At 68.5% G+C, this 24167-nt stretch carries 21 protein-coding genes and 1 pseudogene; 12 read left to right on the plus strand and 10 right to left on the minus strand.

What is annotated here, in order from left to right; genetic code table 11:
• Positions 1 to 837 precede the first annotated feature (837 nt).
• From KZJ41_RS02235 to KZJ41_RS02260, 6 genes are all read left to right on the plus strand, one after another.
• Complete coding sequence (locus KZJ41_RS02235; protein ID WP_065923143.1) at positions 838 to 1578, plus strand: SDR family NAD(P)-dependent oxidoreductase; 741 nt, start codon at positions 838 to 840, stop codon at positions 1576 to 1578.
• A gap of 239 nt (positions 1579 to 1817) precedes the next feature.
• Positions 1818 to 2972, plus strand: coding sequence for an acyl-CoA dehydrogenase family protein (locus KZJ41_RS02240; protein WP_231772094.1), 1155 nt, complete (start codon positions 1818 to 1820; stop codon positions 2970 to 2972).
• Between the two features lie 130 nt (positions 2973 to 3102).
• Positions 3103 to 4278 carry an acyl-CoA dehydrogenase family protein gene (locus tag KZJ41_RS02245; protein WP_050034450.1) on the plus strand — a complete coding sequence of 392 codons (1176 nt, stop codon included), beginning with the start codon at positions 3103 to 3105 and terminating at the stop codon, positions 4276 to 4278.
• Positions 4278 to 5126, plus strand: a complete 849-nt coding sequence (locus KZJ41_RS02250) for a crotonase/enoyl-CoA hydratase family protein (RefSeq protein WP_065923142.1) — start codon at positions 4278 to 4280, stop codon at positions 5124 to 5126. The genes KZJ41_RS02245 and KZJ41_RS02250 overlap by 1 nt, the downstream gene beginning before the upstream one ends.
• A 72-nt stretch (positions 5127 to 5198) precedes the next feature.
• Positions 5199 to 6197, plus strand: a complete 999-nt coding sequence (locus KZJ41_RS02255) for a nitronate monooxygenase family protein (protein WP_065923141.1) — start codon at positions 5199 to 5201, stop codon at positions 6195 to 6197.
• A gap of 607 nt (positions 6198 to 6804) precedes the next feature.
• The gene (locus KZJ41_RS02260; RefSeq protein WP_232334127.1) at positions 6805 to 7212 is read left to right on the plus strand and encodes a hypothetical protein; all 408 of its coding nucleotides are present in this window, start codon (positions 6805 to 6807) and stop codon (positions 7210 to 7212) included.
• 170 nt (positions 7213 to 7382) lie between these two features.
• Here KZJ41_RS02260 and KZJ41_RS02265 read toward each other — a convergent pair whose 3' ends face one another.
• On the minus strand, positions 7383 to 8297 hold the full coding sequence (locus tag KZJ41_RS02265; RefSeq protein WP_050034452.1) for a LysR family transcriptional regulator: 915 nt from the start codon (positions 8295 to 8297) through the stop codon (positions 7383 to 7385).
• A gap of 132 nt (positions 8298 to 8429) precedes the next feature.
• Between KZJ41_RS02265 and KZJ41_RS02270 the strand changes: the two genes are divergently transcribed.
• On the plus strand, positions 8430 to 9317 hold the full coding sequence (locus KZJ41_RS02270) for a LysR family transcriptional regulator (RefSeq protein ID WP_065923140.1): 888 nt from the start codon (positions 8430 to 8432) through the stop codon (positions 9315 to 9317).
• A gap of 738 nt (positions 9318 to 10055) precedes the next feature.
• Here the strand turns inward: KZJ41_RS02270 and KZJ41_RS02275 are convergent.
• From KZJ41_RS02275 to KZJ41_RS02285, 3 genes are all read right to left on the minus strand, one after another.
• Complete coding sequence (locus KZJ41_RS02275) at positions 10056 to 10658, minus strand: C40 family peptidase (RefSeq protein ID WP_168578956.1); 603 nt, start codon at positions 10656 to 10658, stop codon at positions 10056 to 10058.
• 279 nt (positions 10659 to 10937) lie between these two features.
• Positions 10938 to 12023, minus strand: a complete 1086-nt coding sequence (locus KZJ41_RS02280) for an alpha/beta hydrolase (RefSeq protein ID WP_251550066.1) — start codon at positions 12021 to 12023, stop codon at positions 10938 to 10940.
• 330 nt (positions 12024 to 12353) lie between these two features.
• A complete protein-coding gene (locus KZJ41_RS02285; protein ID WP_006943112.1) occupies positions 12354 to 12686 on the minus strand; it encodes a hypothetical protein in 333 nt (110 codons plus the stop codon).
• A gap of 475 nt (positions 12687 to 13161) precedes the next feature.
• Here KZJ41_RS02285 and KZJ41_RS02290 point away from each other — a divergent pair.
• Positions 13162 to 14095 (plus strand): annotated as a pseudogene (locus KZJ41_RS02290) (IS5 family transposase).
• Positions 14096 to 14103: 8 nt separating this feature from the next.
• On the opposite strand, the gene KZJ41_RS02295 reads toward KZJ41_RS02290, so the two are convergent.
• The 5 genes from KZJ41_RS02295 to KZJ41_RS02315 form a co-directional block, all read right to left on the minus strand.
• Positions 14104 to 15429 carry an ammonium transporter gene (locus KZJ41_RS02295; protein WP_006943115.1) on the minus strand — a complete coding sequence of 442 codons (1326 nt, stop codon included), beginning with the start codon at positions 15427 to 15429 and terminating at the stop codon, positions 14104 to 14106.
• Between the two features lie 222 nt (positions 15430 to 15651).
• A complete protein-coding gene (locus KZJ41_RS02300; protein WP_006943116.1) occupies positions 15652 to 15834 on the minus strand; it encodes a hypothetical protein in 183 nt (60 codons plus the stop codon).
• 217 nt (positions 15835 to 16051) lie between these two features.
• A complete protein-coding gene (locus tag KZJ41_RS02305) occupies positions 16052 to 16330 on the minus strand; it encodes a GlsB/YeaQ/YmgE family stress response membrane protein (RefSeq protein WP_006943117.1) in 279 nt (92 codons plus the stop codon).
• Positions 16331 to 16481: 151 nt separating this feature from the next.
• Positions 16482 to 16757: a DUF4193 family protein gene (locus KZJ41_RS02310; protein WP_006943118.1), complete on the minus strand. Its 276-nt coding sequence runs from the start codon at positions 16755 to 16757 to the stop codon at positions 16482 to 16484.
• A 222-nt stretch (positions 16758 to 16979) separates the two neighbouring features.
• Positions 16980 to 18128, minus strand: a complete 1149-nt coding sequence (locus KZJ41_RS02315) for a beta-mannosidase (RefSeq protein ID WP_044476306.1) — start codon at positions 18126 to 18128, stop codon at positions 16980 to 16982.
• 294 nt (positions 18129 to 18422) lie between these two features.
• Between KZJ41_RS02315 and KZJ41_RS02320 the strand changes: the two genes are divergently transcribed.
• Complete coding sequence (locus tag KZJ41_RS02320) at positions 18423 to 18752, plus strand: hypothetical protein (RefSeq protein ID WP_006943121.1); 330 nt, start codon at positions 18423 to 18425, stop codon at positions 18750 to 18752.
• 14 nt (positions 18753 to 18766) lie between these two features.
• Here KZJ41_RS02320 and KZJ41_RS02325 read toward each other — a convergent pair whose 3' ends face one another.
• Positions 18767 to 19561, minus strand: coding sequence for an SDR family oxidoreductase (locus KZJ41_RS02325; protein WP_044476307.1), 795 nt, complete (start codon positions 19559 to 19561; stop codon positions 18767 to 18769).
• Positions 19562 to 19634: 73 nt separating this feature from the next.
• On the opposite strand from KZJ41_RS02325, the gene KZJ41_RS02330 reads away from it, so the two are divergent.
• The 3 genes from KZJ41_RS02330 (at position 19635) to KZJ41_RS02340 (ending at position 24144) form a co-directional block, all read left to right on the plus strand.
• Positions 19635 to 21824, plus strand: a complete 2190-nt coding sequence (locus KZJ41_RS02330; protein ID WP_251550068.1) for a DNA polymerase III subunit gamma and tau — start codon at positions 19635 to 19637, stop codon at positions 21822 to 21824.
• Positions 21825 to 21922: 98 nt separating this feature from the next.
• Entirely contained in the window at positions 21923 to 23338 is a 1416-nt protein-coding gene (locus KZJ41_RS02335; RefSeq protein WP_185713977.1) for an amidase, read from the plus strand.
• Between the two features lie 92 nt (positions 23339 to 23430).
• Entirely contained in the window at positions 23431 to 24144 is a 714-nt protein-coding gene (locus KZJ41_RS02340; RefSeq protein ID WP_006943128.1) for a response regulator transcription factor, read from the plus strand.
• Positions 24145 to 24167 lie beyond the last annotated feature (23 nt).

Consider the following 24167-nt stretch of genomic DNA (forward strand, 5'->3'; position numbering starts at 1 on the left):
CGGCTTCCCGCCCCGCTGCGGACCCGGGGGCAGTGTGTCGGTTCGGCGGTTCCGACGGCGTGTGCGCGGTCCGAGAGTATTGCCACGACCGCAAGTGCGAATGTCGATACGCCCAAGCAAATACATCCGGCAGTGGAAGCGACCTGCACCGCTCGCCGGGATCATATGGGTGACCGGTGCGGCGACCACCACGATTGAACCTCGACGATCGCGGATGCTACGCCATATTTGAACGGTGTTTCCCGGTATGTCGGGATATCTGCCACCCTCGCCGCGCCGAGACGGACACGGACATCTCCGAAACCAACGCACTCAGGTCGCCCGCTGAGGGCACCGTCTGGTGGAGGGAATTCGGGCGCATGCACATCGTGATCCCGGCCGGTCCTCTTGCGCAGAAGTGCCAGTCGCGCGTGACATGGTGACGTCCCCTAGCAGTTCGCTTGCGGCTGTGACGCTTTGCGGCGCACGTATCACCGACCGGCACCACGGTGTGCATCTGCGGCGATCCGATTACGAGGGTGCAATGTCGGCGGTACGTCCTGCGCGTGCCGAACATGCGAGGTATGTCACGGAAAGGCTGGAGGCGAAAAACGATCCCGTGAGGTGGTGAGCCGGCCACGCCCTCTTGGTCCGCCTCCTCACCTCGCCTCTCGATCGAGACAACAGCAGCAGCGCGTCCGGATCACATCGCCGATTCACCTCCGCCCGATGGTCGGGACCGATGGGTATTTCCTATGGGTTGTGTCGAAATCCGCTCTTGGACAGCCACCCCCGAAGACGGTTGCATCGACCTCGGCGCGGATTCCCCGCGCCGACGTCGAGGAAGGACGCACATCGATGACACCGTCGTTGGAGGGACTTACCTGCCTGGTGACCGGTGGGGGCCGAGGTATTGGGCGCGCCGGTGCGCTCTCGTTGGCACGTGCCGGTGCCGCCGTTGCCGTGGCTGCCCGCACGGCCGACCAGGTCGAATCCGTGGCCCGAGCGATTCGGAACGAGGGCGGTCGCGCGATCGCGATATCGGCCGACGTCACTGTTGCCGACCAGGTGGCCGCGATGGTTGCCCGTACCGTCGACGAATTCGGTGGCCTGCACGTGCTGCTCTGCAACGCGGGCGGTGGCCTGACCTCGGGCCGGCTGGTCGACAGCGCACCGGACGACTGGGAACGGACCATCGCCCTGAACCTCACCAGTGTCTTCCATTGCGCACAGGCTGCACTACCGCAGATGGCCGCTCAAGGAATGGGCAAGATCATCGTCATCGGATCGGGTACCGGTCACGTCGCCGGTGCCGGTGGATCGGCGTACGCCGCTGCAAAAGCAGGGGTCGCACATCTGGTGCGGGTCCTGGCCAAGGAGGTGTGGCGCCACGGCGTCGACGTCAACGAGATCGTACCGGGGCCGGTCGCGACTGATTTGACCCGGGACGATTTTCGCCTTGGCGAGGTTCCTGCGTTGTCCAAGACGGAGCGGGTGAAGCACCCGGACGAGGTGGCCGAATTGATTGTCTGGCTCGCTGGCCGGCCCGTCGAGGGGCCGACCGGCCAGACATTCAGCCTCGCGCGTAGGCCGCTGTGACAGGGCGGGACGTGGAAAGCGCTCCCGATCACATCGATCGGCCCAGCCTATCCGTCACATCACCGAGACAGTCTTGCTCGTCTCGACTGTCCGAGGTCTGATTCATAGGGCAGTAAGCTCTCGGCGCTCTCGAGCGTCGGCGGTCGGCCCGCCGCCGGACCGGTTGGAGATCGGATCGCCGCGCCACCGCATTCCCCGAAACACCACCGATCATTGGAGAACGAAGTATGGACTTTTCGTTGACAGTCGAAGAGCGCGACATCCAGATGTGGGTTCGCACCTTCGTCGACCGTGAGATCAAGCCGCTGGAGGAGCAAGCACTACGCAACGAACGCGCAGGCCAGGTCGGTGTCGAGCCCGACACCATCCGGTCCCTGCAGCTCAAGGCCCGAGAAGCCGGATTCTGGGGCGTGCAGACACCGGAGGAGCTCGGCGGCATGGGCCTGAGCGCGGTGATGGCAGCGGTGATCGAGATGGAACTGGGGCGCAGCTTCATCCGATTCAGGTTCGGCGGCAGCGCCGACAACATTCTGTACGGATGCAACGACGATCAGCGTGCGCGGTACCTGCTTCCCACCATCGAAGGCGATCGGATCTCGTGCTTCGCGCTTACGGAACCGGGAGCGGGATCCGATGCGACGGCGATCCGCACATCAGCTCGCCGGGACGGCGACGACTGGGTGATCAATGGTGAGAAGGTGTTTATCACGCAGGGCAACGAGGCCGATTTCGCGATGGTCTTCGCGGTCACCGACCGGGACCGCGGTGCAAACGGCGGCATCACCTGCTTCCTGGTCGACCGGGACATGGGATGGAAGTCCGAGCCCATTCACACTATGGGCCAGTGGGGTCCGGCCTCCCTGGTGTTCGAGGATGTCCGCGTCCCTGCCAAAAATGTCCTCGGGCAACCGGGTTTCGGATTCGCTCTGGCGATGGAGTGGATCGGAAAGGCCCGATGGGGAGTACCGGCGCGGGCGATCGGCGCCTGCGATCGGCTGATCCAGATGGGTGTGGACTACGCCAACACAAGGCAGACCTTCGGAAAGCCGATCGGTGAGCGGCAGGCGATCCAGTGGATGCTCGCCGATTCGGCGGTGGAGGTCGATGCGGCCCGGCTGCTGACGCTGCGTGCAGCGTGGGTCGGCGATCAGGGCGGGGATGCACGGCATGCCAATTCACAGGCCAAGCTCTACGGAGCCACCATTGCAAACGAGGTCGTCGACCGCATTCTGCAAATTCACGGCGGCATGGGCTACACCCGCGAGTTGCCGATCGAGCGGTGGTACCGGGAACTGCGTCTGGCCCGGATCTACGACGGCACCGACGAGATCCAGCGCAAGACGATCGCACGGAACCTTCTTCGTGGGCACGTGATCATGGGCGAGCTTGACTGAACGGTATGACGACCCCCGGACCCCCGCTACGCGGACGAATCGAACACATTCCGCGGGCCGCGCTCGAGGACGGCGCACCCGCAAACCCTGCGCGAAGGGGAAGCGCGATCTTCCCCGGTGAGGAGTTGGCATGATCGCGGCACCCGTCTACGAGCTGTCCTTCGACGATTACCTCGACCGGATCCGCCGGTTCACCGACGAGGAGCTGATCATCCGCGAGGCGGAGATGGTGTCCAAGGGCGAGGTGCCGCCGGACCTCGTTGAGAAGATGGCGTCGCTCGGACTGTTCGGGATCACCCTGCCCAGACGCTGGGAGGGCCTGGAATGGTCGGTCGAGCAGCAGGTGCTGCTCACGTTCGAGTTCACCCGGGCATCGTGCGTGTACCGGTCGCGGTTCTCGACCACCATCGGACTGTCGTCACAAATCTTGCTCGACTATGGCACCGACGCGCAACGTGAACTCTATCTGCCGCCGATGGCACGGGGCGAATGCGTCACTGCGTTCGCACTCACTGAGCGGGGTGCAGGCTCGGACGCCGCAGCGATATGCACGACCGCCGTGCGCGAGGGCGACCATTTCGTCATCAATGGCAGCAAGCGGTACATCACCAACGGCGCATGGGCCGATCTGCTGGTGGTTTTCGCCCGCACCGGCGGTGCCGGCGCTGAGGGGGTGTCCGCTTTCCTGGTGCGGGCGGACACGCCCGGAGTCAGCGCGAGCCTGCCCGATCGGATGAATGGGCATGCCGAGGCGCCGGTCGCCGAGCTGCGGTTCGACCAGGTGGTCGTGCCGGCCACCGCGTTGATCGGCGGGCTCGAGGGGGCGGGTCTGCGGTTGGCGATGCGCGGGATCAACCATGCCCGGATCCACGTCGCCGCGACTGCGGTCGGGCAGGCGACGCGGATCCTGGACGAGGCGGCACGCCATGCTGCTACCCGAACCCAGTTCGGTCGCCCTATCGGCGAATTCGGCAGCATCGAGGCGATGCTCGGATCGAGCTACGCGGAGTTGGAGGCCGGCCGAGCTCTCGTACTCGACTGCGCCCGTCAGTTTCACGGACAGTCCATTCCCCGGCACCGCATCGCGGCCGCCAAGTATTTCTGCACGGAGATGGCCAGCCGGGTGGCCGACCGGGCGGTGCAGATCCTGGGCGGCGAGGGGATCGTCGGAGACAGTCCGGTGCCCCGGATGTGGCGCGACGTCCGGGCACTCCGGATCTATGAGGGAGCATCCCAAATTCACGAGCGCAACCTGGGCCGCCATGTCCGCGCCGCGGCGGGCACCGACACCGAACGGAAACTGTGATGGAATTCCACACGATTCGACTCGAGATCGCAGATGGCATCGCCGTCATCACCTTGCATCGCCCGGACAAACTCAACGCCTTCACCCGGCAAATGAGCGCCGAGATCGTCGCGGCCTTCGCCAGGACAGACGCCGATGACGGCGTCAAGGTCGTCATCGTCACCGGCTCGGGCCGTGCGTTCTGTGCCGGTGCCGACCTCTCCGGCGGCGGTGCACGATTCGACTACGGCGATTTCGGGGACGACGTCCCACGTGACGGCGGCGGCGTAGCTACCCTGCGAATTTTCGACTCCGTGAAGCCGGTGATCGCCGCGATCAACGGCGCCGCGGTGGGCGTCGGTACCACGATCACGCTGCCAATGGACATTCGACTGGCATCTGAGGACGCGCGATTTGCGATGCCTTTCACCCGCCGGGGTGTCATCCCGGAGAGCTGCTCGAGCTGGTTCCTGCCGCGCTTGGTCGGGGTACAGCGCTCACTCGAGTGGTTGTACACCGGACGGATGTTCTCGGCAGGGGAGGCACTGGAGGCGGGGCTGGTCTCGGCGGTCCACCCGAGAGATCGGCTGCTCGATGAGGCGCGCGCAATCGCCGCCGAGATCATCGACAACACCGCCCCGGTGTCGGTTGCGCTGACGCGGCAGCTGATCTGGCGGATGCTCGGAGCCGCACACCCGATGGAGGCACACATTGCCGAATCGCGGGGCATGGCCGTGCAGGGCGGGAGCAGCGACGCCCACGAGGGCATCACCTCATTTCTCGAGAAGCGGCCGGCCAAGTTCGTGCGGACGGTCGAAGCCGACCTGCCCGCCATCTTCCCGCATTGGCGCGAGCCGGAGTTCAGGTGAATAAGGCCGGACAAGGTCGACCGGAGCGGTCCCAAAGCAGCCTCCGGACCAACACAGAGAGCGGGAATAGCCATGCTGAGCACTAGATTCACCGACCTGTTCGGAATCGAACACCCGATTGTGCAGGGCGGGATGCAGTGGGTGGGACGAGCCGAACTCGTGGCTGCCACTGCGAACGCGGGTGCACTGGCGTTTCTCACGGCATTGACGCAGCCGACCCCGGAGGCGTTGGCCGCGGAAATCGCCCGCTGCCGGGAGATGACCGATCGTCCCTTCGGGGTCAATCTCACCATTCTCCCAGCGATCACTCCGCCCCCGTACGCAGAGTACCGGCAGGTGATCATCGAATCCGGGGTACGCATCGTCGAGACGGCGGGCAACAACCCGGCCGAGCACATGCCAGCGTTCAAGGCGGCCGGAGTCAAGGTGCTCCACAAGTGCACGAGTGTGCGACACGCTCTCAAGGCGGAGGCATTGGGTGTCGACGCGCTGAGCATCGACGGCTTCGAATGCGCGGGCCATCCCGGCGAGGACGACGTTCCGGGTCTGATCCTGATCCCGGCCGCGGCCCGAGCGCTGCGGATCCCGTTCATCGCGTCGGGTGGGTTCGCGGACGGGCGTGGGCTCGTTGCCGCCCTCGCCCTGGGCGCGGACGGTATCAATATGGGCACCCGTTTCATGTGCACGGTCGAGTCGCCGGTGCATGAGCGGGTCAAGCAGTGGGTGGTCGACGCCTCCGAGCTCGACACCGAACTGATCTTTCGGCCGCTGCGCAACACCTCGCGGGTGGCAGGCAATGCAGTCAGCCGACGGGTTGTCCAAATCCTGGCAGAGGGAGGGAATTTCGACGACGTACGCGAGCTCGTGGCAGGAGCGCGAGGGCGACTGGTGCACGAAGAGGGCGATCTCGATCTCGGTATCTGGGCGAGCGGCCTGTCCCAGGGCCTGATCCACGACATTCCCACGGTTGTGGAGATGGTCACGCGGATCGTTTGCGAGGCGGAGGAACTCGTTCGCGGTCGCCTGGCTCGACTGTGTGTCAACCCGGTCGGTGCGCACGCCAGCTTCTGATCGGCGTCAGCCCCCACCAGGTTCGTCCCGGGTGGTGAGGTCCCGGATCTTCAAGTGAGACGGGTGTATCGTGAGCGCTGAATGAGCGAGGTCTCCGGTCAAGGGGTTTGACGGCGAAGAAAACCCTGAAGACCTTCGGGCGTCGTGCCCAGCGTTGCGGTGACGGGCCGGACGGACCTGACCGACTCGCAGTGGGCGGTACTCGAAGCACTGCTCCCCACCCCCGGCCAGGTCCGGATGGCCCTGCGTGGACGGAACACCCAGCTCATCGACGGTATCCGCTGGCGTACCCGCATCGCGCACTCTGGCGCGAAGTCACCGACCCGGTACGGACCCCTGGCAGAGGCGTGGACGGACTGTTCCGTCGCTGACAACCGGCCGCCAGGGTGCGGGCACAGATTTGACCGCGTTGCACGCGTTGGCCGACGCCGCGGGCCGGATCGTGTGAGACGTCGGCGTCGACTCGACCATCGTGCGGGCCCACCGGCACGCTACCGGTGCCTGCCGATTGCTGCAGCTCGCATCACGCGGCGGGATCGACGCGAGCCCGACGTCGTCGCCCTGGGGGGTTCTCCCGGCGGGTGGACCACCAAGCTGCACCTCGGCGGTGGGCAGAACCGGCGGCCCGCCGGCGGTGTTGCTCACCCCGGGTCAGGACGGCGGCAGTCCGCAGTTCACCGCGGTGTTCGAGCGGCTCTTCGGTACCGCGCCCTGGTCGTGGCCAGGTGCGTACCCGGTCGGTGCGGGCTGGCGGACGAGGGCGTACAGTTCCCGCGCCAATCGCGTCCAACTGCTCGAGGCGGCATCCGAGCGACGATCACGATCCCGTCCGATCAACTCGCACACCGCCGCACACGAGGCAAATGACCGTCGGCCCTCGACCATCGGATATGCCAGCAGCGGCACGCGGTCGAGTGGCATCAGCCGACTCGAGCCGCACCGGGCGGTGGCCATCCGCTTCGACAAGCTCGCCGTGTGTCGTCTGACCACCGTCCACGTCGCCACCATCAACTAGCGGCTCTGAACGAGCCGATATGGGGCGCGGCATAACGCCGCCGTGCTCCCGCCCCCGGAGGTGGGCCGGCCGCAGTAGCAGTGCTCCAGGCTGCACAACTGTTGACGTCGGTCGCACGTGGTGTTCGGTCCCCGGGCCTGAGCCATCGGCCAAGCGACGCGGCCGGATGGTCAGTCGCTGCTCCGGTCGCGGAAGTGCTCAACCGCCATCTCGAAAAACGCGGCGGCCGAAGGCGATAGGTGACCGGCCCGGCGCACCAGACCGTAGGGGAGGAGGATGGGTGGGTCGAGGTCGCGCACCACGGCGCCGGTGCGTACTGCCTGGTTCACCTGTCCCTCGGGACTGAACGCCATGCCTATGCCGCGCAGGACGAGTGAGCAATGCGTTGACCTGTGCGCCGTGACGACTCCGAGCCGCGTGTGCAATCCGGCGCGGCGAAGGGCCTTCTCGACCGCATCCCTGCCCTGCGCGCCGAAAGGAGCCGCCGTGGTCGGAAGATCGGGTAGCTGCCCGATCGGTAAGGGGTCAGGCAAGGCGGTGCCGATTCCGGGGGGCATCACCAGCTTCATCCGCTCGACGCCGAGCTGGACAAGCTCGAGCCGCCCCCGAACTGCCTCGCTGTGGATGTCCGCTTCGTCTTGGAACGGTAGAAAGCCCAACTCGCTCCTGCCTTCCCGGACCTGGTGCAGGATGTCGGACTCCATCGCTGGCGTCTCGATACTGATGAACACGTCGGGGTGACGGCGACGGAACGCTCCGACGGCCGGAAGAATGAACTCGAGTGGGCTGCCCATTGCGGCGATGTCGAGGCGACCGGTGCGTATCCCTGCGACCTCTGCGACCGACGCGCGCGCCGTCGCCACGTCCCGGATCAACTGGCGCGCTGGACCGATGAGTGCCTCACCGGCCGCCGTCAGAACGACTCCGTGACCGACCCGGTGAAATAGCGGAGTCTTGAGTTCACGTTCGAGCGCGCGGATGGTCTGCGACAGTGAGGGCTGCGAAATGTGGAGTGCGGTTGCGGCGCGTACGAGGCCGCCGTGCTCGACGACCGCGAGAAATTGGGCCAGCTGCCTGAACTCCACCGCGCCTCCCGGGCACCTGATGACGTCGCAATCGATTCACTGCATTCTGCCTGTTCCGACAATGATCGGGAGCGGGGGCTCGTCGATGGGTCAAAGCGAACTACCCCGGTGCGCCTGCGATATCGTCGGAGCATGGATGCCCGGCAGCTACGCTATTTCCTCAGCGTAGTAGATCACGGCGGCATGACTCGAGCCGCGGAGGCGCTGTACATCGCCCAGCCGTCGTTGTCGCAGGCGATCCGGGCCCTCGAACGGGAACTGGACGTCGAACTTTTCCATCGACTCGGCCGCGGGCTCGAGTTGTCGGCCGCCGGCAGGGCGCTGGTCGGTCCCGCCCGGCAGGTCCTCGGTGGAGTTCTGGAGACGTCGGACGCGGTGCGGCGCATCCAGCAGTTGGAAGAAGGGCGGCTCGATGTCGCCGTGACCAGCGACCTCGCCGTCGAACCCCTGGCCGACTTTATCCGCGTCTTCCGTGACCTCCACCCCGGGGTGTGGATCAATGTGCTGCGAGCGTCCGATTCCGACGAAGCCGTGGAACTGGTCAAACGGGCGACCTGCGAGATCGCGTTGTGCTCCCTGCCCGTGCGCGTCGCCACCGGAACGCAGGCCCTCCCGTTGGGGCAGCACATGTTGGTCCTCGCGGTGCCGCCCGGGCATCGGCTGGCCTGCCACGATTTAGTCCCGTTGTCGGAACTCGAGGAGGTCGATCTGGTCGCGGGGCCACTCGGGGACGTTGTTCGAGATTTGCTCGAGGAAGCCTGCCGGACCGCCCACGTGCAGGCGCGAGTGGCGGTCGAAATAGGGATGTTGCCCGTCCACCCGCGTCTGGTCGCCAGCGGTGCGGGCGCCGCGATCCTGCCGCCGGCCCAGGCTCGGGAAGCGGCCGATCTCGGCGCTCACCTGTGCCGCATCGACCCCCCGATGGTCCAAAAATTTGGTTTCGTCCACAGGAACGACAGCCTCGACGCGGCTTCACAAGCCTTCATGATGATCGCGCGACGGTTCGTTGGGCAATCGTAGCCGCACCGCCTGCCTTGGTGGCTGTCGACGACAGGAAGTTTCAAGGATTCTGCGCAGACTGTCGATGGCAGGTGAAGGCTCGTTCTGGCCCCATTTTCCTTGACCACCTACCGGTCGGCGCGTCACTGTGGAAAGACGCCAGGTGTGCACCACGCGGACGGCGGCCACCCTCGTCGAGGATGCCGGCAGGCCTCCGGGCTGTGCCGGGTGGTCTCGGCCGTGACCGGACGCGGTATCGGCATCGGCCGGGGCGCGCGGAACCGACGATCGGGAGGGGCATCGCGATCGGAGGTGAACGCATGCACAAAATGACGAAAAATATTAGCAGTCAGGGTATGTCAGTTTCGGTGGGGATGTTCCCGACGGGCACGCGCGTGCTCCTGGTGGTGGATCCCGTCGAGTGCGACTTCCCACCGAACGAGCGCAGTACCGATATCCCTGAGCGCCCCGCAGGGAGGGAAGGTCCGGCGCAAGGCGCGGATCGACGCGTTGTCCCGCCGGATCGTGGACTGGGGGGCCGGCTCACCCCAGGTCTCATCGCTGGTTCTCGATGCGCCACCGATCGCCACCGCGGCCGCACGCCGACCCACCACGGCGTTCGGGCACACCCGACGATCACCTCTGCACCCTGTGAGCATGGCTCACGGACCGTGCACCGGATCGGAGTTTCGTCGGGCCCCGGGGCCCGTTCACCCCTCGTACCGGCTGATTCTCGACAGGCACCCGATGCGGCCGAGCCTAGTACCGGCGGGCCGCGTAGAACGGCATCGAGTCCAGTGGTGCCTGTTTCACCGACTGCCCGGCGGTGGGGGCGTGGACGACCGTGCCGTTCCCGGCGTAGAGCCCGACATGCTGCGCTCCGTTGAACAAGACGAGATCGCCAGGCTGCAGGTGTGCCCGATCCACCGGTTGTCCCCCGTCGAGCTGGTCGTAGGTGGTGCGCGGCACGACGACCCCGACCTGCTGGTACGCCCACTGGACCAGACCCGAGCAATCGAATGCATCCGGCCCCGCCGCAGCCCAGACGTACGGTGCGCCGATTTTCGACTCGGCCGCGGCGAGCGCCCGCGCACCGTGGGTCGACGGCGACGGCGGCAGTGAGGGTGCCGTGTCGGGCAGGGGCGCAGGGTGGGGAACCGGGAGGGGTGCAGGGGTAGGCGCCGGAGGAAGCGTCGGCGTGTGGGGGAGGTCGAACGTTCCGATCCCGGGAATCGTGATCGGCTCCGCTGCGGCAGGAGACGCCGGAAGCAGGCATGCTGCCATCGTCACACCCCCGGCGATCAGCAGTCCTGTGGTCGAGACCTGCAGGCGGTTGCCCCGACGCACTCTGTGCTTGGCCATGAAATGGAGTCCTTCGTGTCATACGGTGTCCGAGGGATCCAGGTGCCGCTCGGACGGAACACTCCATAACATTCCGGTCACGAACGAGGCGGACAACGGCCGATCGGCCCATACACCTACCTGGTTCGGTGATGCGGGTAGATCACAAGCGGGCCTACCTCCCGGCACCGGCGGCCGGGTCACCCACGCGGAGGCGTGTCGCCGCCCCGGAACTCGTCACGCCGGAATCGGTCGGCGAGTCGGCGGGCGCGGGTCCCACTCCGGTCCCGAAACCGCATGCTATGCGGGGCATCCCGGTGTCTTCTGGGGGCGTACCGCGCCGGGTGCCCGGGCCGGGACCATGGACCGGATGAAGTGGCCGATCTCGGCGATGGCCCGCCGGGATTCGGGCAGCAGATCGGCCGCGGCCTGGAACACGTGCACCTGGCGGTCCCAGATCTGCAGCTCGCAGTAGCTGCCGGCGTCGGTGAGCCGGTGGGCCATGGTTTCGGCGTCCGGCAGCAGCAGCTCGTCCGACCCCACCTGGATCAGCGTCGGGGGCATGCCGCGCAGATCGTGCTCGATCGGGCACAGCCGGGCCCGGGTGTAGGGGCTGGTCGCCCGGTGGGCTTCGAGGCGTCGGGCGAGTCGGGACAGTTCCGCCGCGGCGGTGGCGGGTAGGAGGGCGCACCGGTCCGCGTTGGGGTGTGCCAGTTTGCGGGCCGGATCCAACTCGGTCAGCGGGGAGAGCGCCACAACGGCTGCGGGGGCGGGCAGGCCCTCGTCACGGAGCCGCAGCGGCACCATGAACGACAGGTACCCGCCGGCGGAGTCGCCGGCGATCACGATCTGCTCGGGCCGGTAGCCGGTGGCCAGGAGCAGCCGGTACCCGTCGATGCTGTCGTCGATGGCGTCGTCGATCGTATGGGTGGGCAGCATCCGGTAGTCGACCATCAGCACCGGTGCCTGTGCCTCGGCGGAGATGCGCGAGACGAGGCGCCGGTGCGTGCGCAGGCCACAGCACAGAAACGCGCCGCCGTGCAGGTAGAGGACGACGCGGTCGGCACCGACGTCGCGGGCCTGGACCCAGAGCGCGCCGCAGTGCGGGAGCGTCGCGGGTCGGCACCGGGTGCCCTCGATCGGCGGCAGCAGGTTTCCGACGGATTCGATCAGGTTGGTCGGCCACGGCAGCCCGGACGCGCGCGCCCACAGTGAGAGCACAGGGCGCAGGGTCAGCTGGAGCGATCGCGCCAGCAGTTGCGCCTGCACGCTGGCTCCGGGGAAGTGCCGCCCACGCACCTGGGTGGGGCGAAGGGGGACTCCTGGCCCGTGCGGTGCGGCGCATCCGTCGAGATCGCCGGGTTCCGACGGTGGGGTGGTCGTCACGATGGTCCTCACATCAGTTCGTTCTTGCGCCCCCGGACGGGTCGGGCACGCGTGGGCCGGGGGACTATGCACGCTGCCGAGGTGGAGTCCGAGTCGGCGTGCACATATCTCCTGAGGCGTCGGCACACCGGCGGTGCCGACGTCGGGGTCTGGACACGGTGCCGGTCCGGGGGCGCACGCACCGACAAAGACTGCCGGGGCGATCGCGGCAGCTGCCCGATCGGCGCCCAGCGAGACCGGACGTACTGTTTCGGAGCATGGCGGTCTCGCCGGCCGGTGGGTCCGCTCGCGGCGTGGGCGTGCTGCAGACCGCTCGACCGCCGGAAGCGCTCATGCATACCGGGCAGCGGCCCGGACGGAGCCGTCGTGTGCAGCAGTTCGGTCCAGTGCGTTCCACGCGGTCCGGTAGCGCTTGTCGGTCATCTCGTCCGCGTCCGCGAGCAGGGCGTCCAACAGGGAGGAGGGATTGTTCTGCCAGCAGCGCACCGCCTCGGCGACGGCGCGGTTGGTGAACAGACCTGAGCGGGCCAGCGCAACCCGCCACTCGTCGAAGACGCCGCGATGGATCTGTTCGACGGTGTCGTAGTCGAATCCCTCGGCGACGAAATCGCGGGAGAACGCCGCCGTGACATAGTCCCCCCAGCCGGACGATTCTGCCGTCATCGGTGCGGGCCCCTTTCGTGCAGTCCACGCGACGGGTCCATTTCCGAAGGGCGACGACGAACGGTGTCGGCGCCACCAGGGAACCCGGCCTGCGCAGTGTGTGTCAGGGCGTATCGTTGCCCGCCGTGGGGCCCGAGGGCATCGGCCGAACGACCCGGAGGGATACCTGTTTCTCGCCGACGGAACTCTCGACCGGGGTGGGCGGCGGATCGTTCGCCCGCCCGAGGCCGGTTGGGTGCGCCCGCGGACCCGGAGGGAGCAGACAGGTGACACCGCCATCGACGGCCTGGGGGCGACAGCTGTCCCTGCCCCCCGTTCATCACCATGGGCGGTCGCGATGAGGTGGGTGCTCCCGGCATTCCGCGGTGTGCACGTGCCGAAACCTCTCGAGGACCACCGGTTTCGGCTCGACGCCAGGCTTGCGCCACGCGGACGGCGGCCACCCTCGTCGAGGATGCCGGCAGGCCTCCGGGCGGTGCCCGGTGGTCTCGGCCGTGACCGGACACGGTATCGGCATCGGCCGGGGCGAGCAGACCTGACCGACGCGCAGTGGTCGTGGTTGGCCCGCTGCTGCCCCGGGGGAGAAGGCGGGCCGCCCGCCGAAATGGACGAAACGCCAGCCCATCGACGGCATCCGGTGGCGGACCCACACGGGTACCCCCTGGCGGGACGTCCCGGCCCGGTACGGACCGTGGCAGACGGTGTACGGGCTGTTCCGGCGCCGGCAGCGCGGCGGAGTGTGGGCACAGATCCTGACGGCGTTGCAGGCACTCGCCGACGCTGCCGGCGCGATCGTGTGGGACGTCGGCGTCGACTCGACCATCGCGCGGGCGCACCAGCATGCGGCCGGGGCCCGCGGGGACGGCGATCAGCAGATCGAGAGCCACCCGGCGGGGTGGTGACCGAACCGGAGGATCACGCGTGGGGACGGTCGCGTGGTGGGTGGCCCACCAAGACCCATCTGGCCTGCGAGCAGGGCCGCAAACCGTTGTCGAGCGTGGTCACCGCCGGTCAGCGGGGGCAGTTCGCAGTTCACCGCGGTTCTCGACGGGATCGGTGTGCCGCGGACCGGCCGCGGTCGGCCGCGTACCCGGCCGGATCGTGTGCTGGCCGACAAGGCATACAGCAGCACCGGAAATCGCGCCTACCTGCGTAAACGCGGTATCCGCGCGACCATTCCGGTCAAGTCCGATCAGGCTGCCCACCGGACGCGGAAGGGGTCGTCCGGTGGACGTCCGACGGGGTTCGACACCGAGCACTACAAGCAGCGTCATGCTGTCGAGTGCGGTATCAACAAGCTCGAGCAGAACCGCGCGGTGGCAACCAGATTCGACAAACTTGCGGTCCGCTATACCGCCACCGTCCGAATCGCCGCCATCAATCAGTGGCTCCGGCCCGACCGCGGATGAAACACACCCTAGCGCTCGTCGTCGCCGGGCACGGCGTCTTCCCGTGCCTGGGACGGGAAGACCGAGTGCAGCGGATTGACCCCGCCCATCGCCCCGTGCCCGGGCACGCCGTGTTCGTAGGCGGATTCGGCGTGCAGGGCCAGGTCGATACCGGACGCCTCGTCCTCCTTGCTGACCCGGAAGCCGAAGGTGCGGTCGATCAGCTTGCCGAGGCCGAAGGTCACGCCGAAGGCGTAGAACCCCACCACCAGTACCGCGAGGACCTGCTTGCCGAGCTGCGCGAAGCCGCCGCCGTACAGCAATCCTTCCGGACCCTCGGTCATCACGGCGGTAGCGAGCACGCCGACGAGAACGGTGCCGACGATGCCGCCCATCAGGTGCACGCCGACGACGTCGAGCGAATCGTCGTAGCCCAGGCGGAACTTCCAGCCCACGGCGTACGAACAGACGATGCCGGCCACCGCGCCGACGACGAGCGCACCGAGAACATCGACGGTGCCGCACGCGGGGGTGATCGCCACCAGGCCGGCGACCACGCCCGAGGCGGCGCCGAACGTGGTGGGGTGCCCGTCGCGGCGCTGTTCGACGAACAGCCACCCGAGCATGCCGGTGCACCCGGCGACGAGCGTGTTGAGGAAGACCGCGGCGGCCTTGCCGTCGGCGGCCAGGGCGGAGCCGGCGTTGAATCCGAACCAGCCGAACCACAGCAGGCCCACGCCGAGCAGGACGATCGGGAGGTTGTGCGGCCGCATGGACTCGGAACGGAATCCCAGCCTTGGTCCGAGCACCAGTGCCAGGGCCAGACCGGACGCTCCGGAGACGGTTTCGACGACGAGTCCACCCGCGTAGTCGAGCACGCCGAGCCGTGCGATCCAGCCGTCGGGTCCCCAGACCCAGTGGGCGACAGGGACGTACACGAGCAGTGCCCAGACAGGCACGAACAGCATCCAGGCGGAGAACTTGGCCCGGTCGGCGATCGCCCCGCTGACGAGGGCGGCGGTGATGATCGCGAAGGTCAATTGGAAGGTGGCGAACAGGAGTTCCGGTACCTGGCCGTGGACGGTGTCGGGCCCGATACCGCTCATCCCCAGGTGTGCGAATCCGCCGAGCACTCCGCCGCCGAGATCGTCGTCGAAGCTGAGCGTGTAGCCCGCGACGAGCCACGTGACCGTGACGAGCGGGATCGACACGAAGCTCATCATGATCATGTTGAGGACGCCGGTGGAGCGGACCATCCCGCCGTAGAACAGGGCGAGACCCGGGGTCATCAGCAGGACGAGGGCGGTGCTCGCCAGCAGCCACGCGGTGGCCCCGGCGTCGATCGTGGGTGACACGGCAGATTCTCCTCACGCGCACGGTTCTCGGTGCGCCGGGTATCCACGATGTGCCGGTCCGGTTTCTGCCACGCGGCGCGGGTGTTGCGAGCGAGTTACGGAAACGGTCATTTCGGACAAGTGGCCGCGAGGGTCTCCCGGTAGCCGCGCACGGGCGGTGCCGCGGAGCGGTGTTCGCGAGGTTCGCCCGCTACGGGACCGACGAGGTCGGCGGCCGGGGGCTCAGGTCTTCTTGCGGGGCGATCGGCGTCGTTTCGGGGCCGGCTCGGACTCCGGGATGTCTGCCGGACGGCCGGTCAGCGCCTCCACGACGGCGGCGAGATCCTCCGAGGACAGCTCGGGGGTCTCCTGCGGGGTGCGGCTCGCCGTGGCGGAGCGTGCCCTCGTTGCTGCGGTGTCGTCCATCGGTGTCCCTCTCGTCGCTCGGCGGCGTTCCCCGGATGACCGCCACGCTCACCGCACGCGCCATCCACCCGGCCAGCATGCCGGAAAGGTCCCGTTTTCGCAGCGGATGACGGCCGACACGCCCGGCGCGGATTCGGCCCGTGCAGCGCAGCGGCCTCCCGTGCCCCGGAACGGGGCGACGGCAGGCCGCTGCGCGTGTGGTGACTGGTCGGCGAGATTACCGGTGGTGGACCGTGCGGCGGCCGGTGACAGCCTTGACCAGGAACAGCAGGATCACCGCACCGAGGAGGCAGGTGAGGAAGCTGAAGATCAGGCCGCCGCCCGCCACATCGACACCGAAGAGCTTGAGCAGGAAGCCGCCGAGCAGACCGCCGATGACACCCACGACGATGTTCAGCAGGATGCCCTGTTGCTCGTCGGTCTTCATGATCTTGCTACCGATCCAGCCGGCGAGGCCGCCGATGATGATCCACCCGATGATTCCGAGTCCGAGCACGCTCCACTTCCCTTCGTTCGGGAATCTCGTCGATCCCCTCCGGTCTTCACCCGCCGTCGCCGGCGTGGTCACGACTTCGGTTACCCCGTAGGGCGAGGGACTACACCTCGGCGGAAAATTGTTCTCGTTCTGCGCCTTCCGCCGAGGTCCGTCAGCTGCAGTCCCGGCAGCGTGTCGTGCCGTCGTCGGACGGCGCGAGCCTGCTGTGGTGGTGGACCAGGAAACAGCTGTCGCACACGAACTCGTCGTTCCGCCGGGGGACGACCGGGGCGGTGAGCTCCTCCCCGGACAGGTCGGCGCCGGGGAGTTCGAAGAACTCGGCGATGTCGCCGTCGTCCGGCTCCACGGTCTCGCTCACCGCCGGAAGCGTCGGGGCGGTCAGCTCGTCCGTGTCGAGCTCTTTACGGGTGTCGTAGTCGAGTGTCATGACCCTCCTCAGTCCTGGTCGCCGCCCGGCGACGGCACCAGCCGCGCGGTGCGATGTCTTCTTCGTGTCACCTTCCGGCGGGTGCCGGTGAGGGCGACGCCGGGCCGTGATCGCCCTCCTGTACCCGGACCGGGGAGATACCAAACCACTGTGCCGGAACCGGTGGGCGATCCAGGCCGGCCGTCCGACCGGACGGGTGGTCTCGCCGCGCGCGGGCCCCGGCTATCCGGTGTTCGGGATGGGCCCGACGGATGCGCCCGAGGTTCCGAATTCCTCGATCACGTACCACAATTCGTCGTCTGGTCCGATGTCGTAGGTGCAGGAGTCCGGCCGGGGATCGGGGACGAAGGCCCAGAGGAGCGCCCCGGCGGTGCCGGCCGTCTTCTGTCCCTCGATTTTCGTCGCGATGTGCTCGGCGCGGTCGGCCGTGGCCCCGCACCAGCCCGCCGGCTCGCCGATCTCGGCCACCAGCAGCGGCTTGTCGATCTGCTGGGCCTGGGCGATGCGGCGCGCCAGGCCGTTCCACTGGTCGCCGGGCAACGGGATCCCGTCGGCGCCGTAGTCGTGGTACTGGACGACGTCCACGAAGGGGGACGACCCGACCAGCGCGTACTCGTCGCCCTGCGTGCCGCACTGCCCGCCGCCGGTGAGCCCCGCGGTGATCAGGGTGCGGGGATCGATCGCGCGGACCTGCGCCCCCGCCGTGTCGAAGAACCCGCGCAGGACGGCGGCCGCGTCCGGCGGGCACTGCCGCAGCCACCACGAGCACGCCGCGTCGGTGCACATGCTGGTCTCGGGTTCGCCGACGAGTTCCCATGCAGCCAGCGCCGGGGAGTCCTTCCACCGCGTCACCGCCGTCGTCACCCAGTCCCGGAAACTCAGCACGGCACGCTCGTGATCGACCGGCTCCGTCCATCCGTCGACATACCACTGCCGGTCCTTGAACGCCTCGTCCTCGCACGCGCCGTCCTGGGCGGCAAGGACCGGGATCACGAGTTGACCGTGGGCCTCCGCCGCGGCGAACACGGCGTCGAGCGGGCCGAAGTCGAGTTCGCCGGTGAACCGGTCGACGGCCAGGGCCTGGAAGGCGTTGAAGCGGGTGAGCGAATGCGATGGCAGCGCGCCGAAGTACGCATCCAGATCGACCATGGCGCCGCAGCCCCAGTTCACCGCCCAGTTCGTGCCCAGCTGGTAGGCGTTGAAGCCGGTCGGCCACCAGGGCTGCCCGTCGAGCCGCAGCGCCGTGCCGTCGGTGGTGACCCGCGCGCCCGGATCCGGATCGGCGGCGGCGGTGCCGGCCGTGCCGATCGTCGCCGCGGCGACGATCGAGAGACCCACCGCCCACGCCTTTGCCGTGCTCCCCGATCCCATGGAGGAACTGTACTGGCGCGGAGCCGGATCGGCTGCGCACGCGAACCGCGCGACACCGCCGAGTTAGCACTCAGGCTCGGTGAGTGCTAATCTGTGCTGCGTAGCAGCCGGGCCGACGAGTGAGGTTGATCCAGGAGTAGATGCCGTGTCCCGTATCTGTTCCCGGTCGCATCGAGCGGTGGTCGCCGGACCGTTCACCCATCCCGGAATTCTTGTCCTGCAGAAGGTTCCGTACGACCCCGCCACCGGATGCTGCGCACCGTTCCGCCATCGCCGACGAGGATCCGAAAGACCATGTCCGTCCTGCAGACTCCCTTCCGCTCCGGACCGCACCGTTCCCGCCTCGACCTACCCGCGCTGTCGACGCTGCGTGAGGCGGTCGAGGAGAAGGGGGCCGATCTGGCGCTGATGCTCGGCGCCCTGTCGATCGTGACCTTCTGGACGTTCGGCTTCGGGATTCTGCTCGGTGCGGCGGCCATCGGGACCGGCATCGCCGCCACCCGCCGGCCCGCCGTGTTCACCGACGAGGAGAAGTCCCTCGACGCTCTCGTCGGCATGCTCACCGGCATCTTCGGCATCCTCGCGGGCGTGGTGTTCCTCAGCTGGGCGCTGCCCAACCTCTGAGGCACCTGCCTCGGTCAGCGAGGCGCGGACGCCGGCGCGGCCATGAAGCGGTGGAGGAAGGCCTTCACCGAATCCGGTGTCACCGTCGACGCCGCCGCCATCGCCTTGGACATGGGGGAGCTGGCCACCACCTTCCGTTTGCCCTTCAGCATCGCCTCGTAGCCCTTGCGGGCGACCTTCGCAGGGTCGTCCTTGGGGCCGCGGGCGATCGGCGCGTCCGCCATCCCGGCCTTGCGGAAGAACGGGGTGTCGGTCGCTCCGGGCATCAGCGCGGTGACGGTGACCCCGGTCCCGCGCAGCTCCTCGTGCAGCCCCTCGGAGAACGACTGCAGGAACGACTTGGAGGCGTTGTAGACGACCTGGTACGGGCCGGGCATCTCCGAGACCACCGACGACGTGATCAGCACGCGCCCGGTGCCGCGCCCGGCCATGCCGTCGAGGACGTACTTGGCCAGATGCACGGTCGAGCGCACATTGACGTCCACCACCTCGAGCTGGTCGTCGAGGCCGGTGTCCACGAACAGGCCACCCTGCCCGGTGCCGGCGTTGAGCGCAGCGGCGGCCAGCGGCCGGCCGGTCGCCGTCACGGCGGTGCACACCTCCTCCACGCCCGTCGCCGTCCGGAGGTCGGCGCGCACCGGAATCACGGCGGCGCCGGTGGCGGCGAGAGCGCGGGTGGCGTCGTCGAGGGCATCGGAGCGGGCCACCAGGATGAGGTCGTATCCGTCCCGGCCGAACAGTCGGGCGAGTTCCAGGCCGATGCCGCTCGACGCTCCGGTCACCAGGGCCAACGGTCGTGTTTCGGTCATGGCCCCGGATACCCGCATCACTCCGCCGCAACCACGCGACCGGGGTGTCGGTCGGCGCCGGTAGTCTCGGCGCGTGGCCCTCTACCGTAAGTACCGACCGGCGACCTTTGCCGAGGTGGTGGGTCAGGAGCACGTCACCGAGCCCCTGAGCATCGCCCTCGACGCAGGTCGCATCAATCACGCGTATCTGTTCTCGGGCCCGCGCGGCTGTGGCAAGACCTCCTCGGCCCGGATCCTGGCCCGCTCCCTGAACTGCGCGGAGGGCCCCACGTCGGCCCCGTGCGGGACGTGCCGGTCCTGCGTGGCGCTCGGCCCCGGCGGTGGCGGCAACCTCGACGTCATCGAGCTCGACGCCGCCAGCCACGGCGGCGTCGACGACACCCGCGAACTACGCGACCGCGCCTTCTACGCGCCGGCCGAGTCGCGGTACCGCATCTTCATCGTCGACGAGGCCCACATGGTCACCACGCAGGGCTTCAACGCTCTGCTCAAGATCGTCGAGGAGCCGCCGGAGCACCTGATCTTCGTGTTCGCCACCACCGAACCGGAGAAGGTGCTGCCGACGATCCGCTCGCGCACCCACCACTACCCGTTCCGGTTGCTGCCGCCCCCCGTCATGCGCGGGCTGCTCGAGAAGATCTGCACGCAGGAGAACGTGCCGGTCGAGGACGCCGTCTACCCGCTGGTGATCCGTGCGGGCGGCGGTTCGCCGCGCGACTCGCTGTCGGTGATGGACCAGCTCCTCGCCGGCGCCGGCGAGGAGGGCGTGACCTACAGCCGTGCACTCTCGCTGCTCGGCGTCACCGACGTCGCCCTCATCGACGAGGCCGTGGACGCCCTCGCCGCCGGCGACGGTGCGGGTCTGTTCGGGACCGTCGAGAAGGTGATGGATGCCGGCCACGACCCGCGACGGTTCGCGGTCGACCTGCTCGAGCGGCTCCGAGATCTCATCCTGATGCGATCGGTGCCCGACGCCGCCGATCGCGGTCTCGTCGACGCCCCGGGCGACGTGCTGGAGCGGATGCGGGAGGAAGCCGACCGGATCGGTCCCGCCACCCTGACCCGGTACGCGGAGATCGTGCACTCCGGTCTGGGAGAGATGCGCGGTGCCACGGCCCCGCGCCTGCTCCTCGAGGTGATGTGCGCGCGGATGCTGCTGCCCGCCGCTTCGGGTTCGGAATCGGCTGTGCTGCAACGCCTCGAGCGTCTCGAAAGCGGGATCGCGGCCCCGCAGGGCGCCGCCCCGCGGGCCGTCGCTCCGGCGCCGGCCGCGCCCACGCCGCCGATCGCCCCCGAAGAGCCGGCCGCCCGTTTCCAGCGACCCTCGCAGCGACGAGCCGCACCGTCCTCGGTCGCGCCCGTCCCCGAGCCTGCGGCCGAGCCGGCCCCCGTTCCACCGGCGGAGTCACGACCGGCCGCCGCGGCGCCGGCGCCCGTGCCACCGCCGGCGCCCGCCCCACCGCCGACGCCCGCCCCACCGGCGCGCGAACCGGAGCCTGCACCACGCCCCGTCGTGCAGGAACCGGAGCCTGCACCGCGCCCCGTCGTGCAGGAACACGAGCCGCCCGCACCGCGACCCGCACCGCGACCCCAGCCGGAGCCGGCGCCCGCCCCCGCCGCCGGGCCCGACGCCGCCGCCGTCCGCGCGGTATGGTCCGAGGTCCGTACCAAGGTCCGCGAGCGCAGCCGCACCGTCGAGGTCATGCTGTCCGGCGCCACGGTCCGCAGCGTCGAAGCGGGCCGCATCGTGCTCGGTCACGATTCGGCCCCCCTGGTCAAGAGGCTCGTCGAACCGCGCAACGCCGCGGTGATCGCCGACGCCCTGCGGGCGGTGTTCGGGGTGGACTTCGAGGTGACCTGCGTGCAGGGCGCTGCGACACCCCCCACCGCCGCGAAACCGGCCCCGGCGCAGGCGGGGTCGCGCCCTTCCGGTCAGCCTCGGTTCTCCCGGCCCAGCCAGGCCCGGCAGGCCCAGCCCGCCCCGCAAACGCGCGTGACGTCCCCCGGCGCGCCCCCGGTTCCGTCGCGTCCCGAGGTCGACGACATCCCGCCGCCCGAGGCGCCGGACTACCCGGACGACCCCGGTCCCGAGCCGGACTACGAGCCGCCGCGGATCAGCCCCGCCGACGTCACCCCCGAGGACGAGGAAGAGATGTTCGCCGAGGCCGCCACCCCGGGCGACCCGTCGACGCGGCGCGAACCGGAGGACGTGGCGATCGAGTTGCTGCAGGACATCCTGGGCGCGAAGAAGATCAGCGAGTGAGCACGAAAGATCGGTAAGTTGACCGATTGTCGGCGTGATCGCCGGGTTCCTATGGTCGAGCCACCTCAACCGGAACCCCGCGATTCACGGAGACAACCATGACCGATACCCTTTCCTGGCTCAGTGCAGCCGAACTCGCGACCGACGTTCGCCGAGGACAGATCAGCGCGAGCGAAGTCGCGGCGCACTTCGTGCGGCGCGTGGACAACGTCAACCCGGCGATCAACGCGATCGTCGACTTCGATCGCGAACAGGTCCTGGCGGACGCGCGCGCACTGGATGCGAAACTGGTCGGCGGCGAGTCCGTCGGACCTCTGCACGGAGTGCCGTTCACGATCAAGGATCTGACGGCCGTGGCGGGCCGGCCCCTGACGTTCGGCATGGTGCCGATGAAGGACAACATCGCCGAGCACGACGCGGTGATCGTTCGGCGGCTGAAGGCCGCAGGCGGTCTCTACCTGGGCAAGACCAACACACCGGAGAGCGGGTACTACGGCGGCACGGACAACCACCTGTTCGGTCCTACCCACAATCCGTGGAAGCGCGGATACAGCGCGGGAGGTTCCAGCGGCGGAGCCGCCGCCGCCGTCGCGGCCGGTCTCGGCCCGCTGGCCGAAGGCAGCGACGGGGCGGGGTCGGTGCGCATTCCTGCGTCGCTCTGTGGCGTGGTCGGGCTCAAGCCCTCGACCGGGCGGGTGCCGCAGACCATTCTGGGTGGTCGCTTCTACCATTGGGCCTACCACGGTCCGATCACCCGCACGGTCGAAGACAATGCCCTCATGCTCGGTGTCGTCGCCGGACCCGACGAATCCGATCCGCTCAGTCTGCCGGCCTCGGACACCGACTACGTCGCCGAGACGAAGAAGGACATCGCCGGGTGGCGCATCGCGTGGTCACCGGATCTCGGCTTCGCAGAGGTCGATCCGGAGGTGGCGGCGATCTGCGCGCAGGCCGTTCGGGCGTTCGAGGACCTCGGTGCCCGGGTCGAGGAGGCGACGCCCGGCTGGGGAGACCCGGAAGAAGCGATGTGGCACGGCATCTGGGTTCCCGGTTTCGCGGCCGAACACGACATGATCGACTGGGACGAGTGGCAGGGCCAGGTCGACGATAATCTCGTCGAATTGATGCGTGAAGGAGAGCGTCTCACAGGTGTCGATGTCGGGCGGGCGGACCTGTTCCGTGGCCGGATGTGGGATACGTTCTCGTCGTTCATGCAGGACTACGACCTGCTGGTCTCGCCCACGCTGTGTGAAGCGGCCCATCCGCTGGGACAGTTCGCTCCCGGCCGGCTGGCGGGCGCGTCTCTGCGCTCCCAACTGCTCGGCTGGCTGATGACCTATCCGTACAACATGCTGACGACCCCGGCCGTCACCGTCCCTGCCGGATTCACGTCGGACGGACGTCCGGTCGGACTGCAGATCGCGGGACGGCTCCACGCCGACGCTGCGGTACTGCGCGCAGCGGCGAATTTCGAACGCGCTCGCCCCTGGGCGGACCGCATCCCGGAACTGTGACCGGGCGGGGAAACGGGCACACGAGAGGGAATATATCTGCCCGGTAACAGGATTCGACTCCACTGGACACGGGGTTCGACTATCGTCGAGCAATGGTCGTACCCGTGTTCAGTGGACTGGTCTCGGTGTTGCTGGGAGAGAACGCCGTCGACCGCATGGCCGGACTCACCCGGTACATGACCGATCAGCTCGACTGCGCGGCGGCTGCCGTGACACGCGTGGCGGGCGGTCGGCACGCGGTGGTGGCCAGCCGTGGCTACGACGACCGGACCCTGGACTACCTCGTCACCGATTTCGTCGACAAGGATCCGGGCATGCAGGCGGTTCGGGCCGAGCCCTCCGCGATACTGACCTGGCGGGACATCCCGTCGTATCGTCAGACCTACTCGGTGCGCGAAGTGTTCGTCCCTGCCGGATTCTCCGAAGGCACCTCCGTCGTTCTGACGTCCCCCACCGGCGTGGCGGTGGGGGCTCTGCACGTCAGCGTGGCGCGCGATTCGGTCCCCCACGGGGTCAAGACGACGCTGAGCGATGCCCGGGAGTACGCCGCCTGGTCGGTGGACACGCTCACGCGGCAGGAAGAGGTGGCCCTCACCCCACGAGAACACGAAGTTCTCGAACTGGTGATCGCCGGCCTGTCCAACCGCGAGATCGCGCAGCGAATGCAGCTGTCGCGCAGCACGGTCAACACTCATGTGGAGCATCTGCTGCGCAAATTGAAGGCCCCCAACCGGGTCGGTGCGGTGGTGCGCGCGGTCCGGCTCGGTCTGGTGTCGAATCGGGATCCGTGGGCGCAGCCCACGTAGCAGCCCGCTCCGGGCCGGCGGAG

Source organism: Rhodococcus sp. 11-3, assembly GCF_023704055.1.
GTDB classification, from domain to species: domain Bacteria; phylum Actinomycetota; class Actinomycetes; order Mycobacteriales; family Mycobacteriaceae; genus Rhodococcus; species Rhodococcus aetherivorans.